At 72.1% G+C, this 3259-nt stretch carries 3 protein-coding genes and 1 pseudogene; 1 reads left to right on the forward strand and 3 read right to left on the reverse strand.

Features of this window, described 5'->3' with window-relative positions:
* The 3 genes from queG to AC2W7C_RS15555 form a co-directional block, all read right to left on the reverse strand.
* Positions 1–987: tRNA epoxyqueuosine(34) reductase QueG (queG, locus tag AC2W7C_RS15545; RefSeq protein WP_486002215.1), on the reverse strand; the 987-nt coding region annotated here is incomplete at its 3' end.
* A gap of 145 nt (positions 988–1132) precedes the next feature.
* A complete protein-coding gene (gene fzlA / locus AC2W7C_RS15550; protein ID WP_486002216.1) occupies positions 1133–1816 on the reverse strand; it encodes an FtsZ-binding protein FzlA in 684 nt (227 codons plus the stop codon).
* Between the two features lie 159 nt (positions 1817–1975).
* Positions 1976–2935 (reverse strand): cation diffusion facilitator family transporter, encoded by a 960-nt coding sequence (locus AC2W7C_RS15555; RefSeq protein WP_486002217.1) that lies wholly within the window; start codon positions 2933–2935, stop codon positions 1976–1978.
* A gap of 104 nt (positions 2936–3039) precedes the next feature.
* Here AC2W7C_RS15555 and AC2W7C_RS15560 point away from each other — a divergent pair.
* Positions 3040–3259: pseudogene (locus AC2W7C_RS15560) on the forward strand (hypothetical protein); the annotation flags it as partial.

The following is a 3259-nucleotide window of genomic DNA, read 5'->3' on the forward strand; positions in this document are numbered from 1 at the left end:
GCACGACCGAGTCGGCGTCCAGCAGGGCCTGGGCGCAGGGATCAGCGACGCGTCGCCGCTGTTGCCGATGGCGTACAGGACGTTGCGCACGAAGCGGTCGCGGCCGATGCGCTTGACCGGGCTTTTCGAGAAGAGGGCGCGGAAGGCGGGGTCGTCCAGGGCGGCGAGATCGGCCAGGCGGGGCGAGACCAGGGCGTCGCGGGCCTGGACGCGGCCCTCGTGGGCGGCCTCGGCGAACTTGTTCCAAGGGCAGACGGCCAGGCAGTCGTCGCAGCCGTAGATGCGCGCGCCGGTCGCTTCGCGGAACTCGACAGGCCACGGGCCCGCGAACTCGATGGTCAGGTAGGAGAGGCAGCGTCGGGCGTCGAGCTGGAAGGGGGCGGGGAAGGCCCGGGTCGGACAGGCGTCCAGGCAGGCGGTGCAGGAGCCGCAGTGCTCGCCCTCGGGCGGATCGGGCTCCAGCTCGGCGGCGCTGAGGATCACGCCCAGGAACAGCCAGTTGCCGTGGGTTCGGCTGAGCAGGTTGGTGTGCTTGCCCTGCCAGCCCAGGCCGGCGCGCTGCGCGAGCGGCTTTTCCATCAGGGGGGCGGTGTCGACGAAGACCTTGACGTCCCGGCCGGTGCGGGCGGCGACCTGGCCGGCCAGGGTCTTGAGCCGGCCTTTGATGACCTCGTGATAATCGTCGCCGCGGGCGTAGACGGAGACGTAGCCGGCCGAGCGGTCGGCCAACTCGGGCAGGGGGTCGCGGCCCGGACCATAGTTGAGGCCCAGCACGATGGCCGTGCGGGCGCCGTCCCACATGGCGGTGGGATGGGCGCGGCGCTCGCGGGTGGTCTCCATCCAGCCCATCTCGCCGTGGCGGCCTGCCTCGACGAAATGCGCCAGCCGCTCGCCGGCGCTCCAGGGTTCGGCGGCGGAGGCGAAGCGGCAGGCGTCGAAGCCGAGGGCGGAGGCCTGTTTGCGGATGTGATCCTTCAAGCGCGTCATCCTCGGGCTTGTCCCGAGGATCCATTGGGGCGGCGGCGATGACGGGTGGGCTGAGGCACTGACGGGGACCGGGCGGAGGGGATCGCGTCCGCTCTTACCATGGGTCCTCGGGACAAGCCCGAGGATGACGGATCAAGGTGGAGATCTAGAAGTCCAGGTCGGCGTAGTGCGCCGCCGCGGCCACGCCCGGGAAACGGTCGGCGAGCAGGGGGCGGAAGCAGGGGCGGGACTTCAGCTTCATGTACCAGGTCTTCAGCGCCGGCCAGTTGGCCCAGGCGACCTCGCCGAAATAGTCGAGGATGGACAGGTGGGCGGCGGCGACGAGGTCGGCCTGGCTGAGCCGGCGGCCGGCCAGCCAGTCGCGCTCGGCCAGCAGGCCCTCGAACTGGGCGAGGTGGATCTTCAGCGCCTCGCGGCCGGCGCGCAGCGCGCGCGCCTCGGGCGGGCCCAGGCGCAGGAGCGGCTTCTCCATCCGCTCGTGCATCAGGACGGCGTCGACCTCGTCGGTGAAGCGGCGATCAAACCACGCGACCAGGCGCCGCGTCTCGGCGCGCTCGGCCGGGTCGGCGGGCAGCAGGAAGGGCTCGCGCGTCCGGTCCTCGAGCCAGCCCAGGATGGCCGATTGCTCGCACAGGGTCAGGGGCCGGCCGCCCTCGGCGGTCTGGAACACCGGCGGCATGCCGGAGGGATTGAGGCCGGCGACTGGGCAGTCGGGCTCCCAGGGGCGGACGGGCGTCTCCTCGAAGGCGACCTTCGCCTCGCCCAGCGCGAGGCGCGCCGCGCGGGACCCGGAATCGAAGGCGAAGTGGAAGAGGACGGAGGCCGACATACGCGCCTCCATGCGCCCGAGGGCGTTAAGCCGGCGTTAGCCATCGGCGCGGCGCTGCGCGCCGAGTGGCTAGTGGCTAGTGATTAGTGTGGAGATCCGTGTCTGCGCCGGAGGCTTGACGGCCGCCATCAGAGTCACGCTCGATCAGCCACTAGCCACTCAGGTCCAGGGGCCCTTCACGGCGGGATCCGCGGGCGGCGGGGCGGCGGCGCCCCTGGGGTCGGGGTGGATCAGGATGTCGGCGTCGGGCCAGGTGGTCTTCAGGCGCGTCTCGGCTTCCTCGAGGATGGCGTGGGCCTGGTCCAGGGTCAGGGCGGGGTCCATGTCGACGTGCATCTGGATCATGAGGATGGGGCCGGCCATGCGGGTGCGCAGGCGGTGGACGCCCGAGATGCGGGGGTCGGCCAGGACGGCGGTGGTGATGGCCACCTGATCGGCGTCCGGGACGGCGCGGTCCAGCAGGTGGTCGGCGGCGTCGCGAAGCAGGCCCAACGCGCCCCAGAACAGCCAGACCGCGACGACCAGGCCGGCCGCCGCGTCCAGGCCCGGCGCCGACAGGAAGGCGCCGGAAATGACGCCGATCAGGACGACGACGTTGGCGCCCAGGTCGGCGGCGTAGTGGGCGCGGTCGGCCTGGACGGCCATGGAGCCCGACGCCTTGATGGCGCGGCTCTGACGCCAGACCAGCCAGGTGGTGATGGCGATGGAGATGACGATCACCGCCACGCTCCAGACGCCCGAGGTGACCGGGCGGGGGTCGAAGATGCGCTGGACCGCCTCCCAGCCGACGAAGACGCTGGAGGCGAAGACCAGGCCGGCCTGACCAGGGCGGCCAGGGCCTCGCCCTTGCCGTGGCCGTAGGCGGTGCTCGGCGTCCGGCGGGGCGGCGGCCCAGCGGACCGCGAAGAAGATGCCCAGGGAGCCCAGGAGATCGAGGGCGGAATCGGCCAGGGAGGCCAGGATCGACACCGAGCCGGAGGCGCCGAGCGCGAAGGCCTTCAGCGCGATCAGGACGATCGCGACGCCGACGGACAGGCGCGTGACGTCTCGATTGGCGGCGTGGGCTTCGTCGAGCGAGGCGGAAGTCATCGTCGCCTTGTCGCGGAAACCCGTGGCCATGCCAAGACCGCTCCCTGATCGCGGGAAGCGGCGTTAGCCGTATCGTCATGAAAGGGCCGCATGGTCCGCGCCCAGTAGACTGTCCCGGATTGGAGGAGACGGGCATGCAGCCGGGGTCGGACGACTGCTGGATCGGGCGCCGGGAGGCGCTGACCCGCCTGGGAGTGAAAGCCCAGACGCTGTACGCCTATGTCAGCCGCGGGCGCACTCGCCGCCCGCCCCGATCCGGACGCTCCCGCCGCAGCCTGTACGCCGAAACGCGACATCGCGCGCCTCACCGGAGAGGCGACCGGGCGAGGACGACGGGCCGCGCGAGCGCCCCGG

It is taken from the genome of Brevundimonas sp. CURTG3B2_SDJG (genome assembly GCF_057364705.1).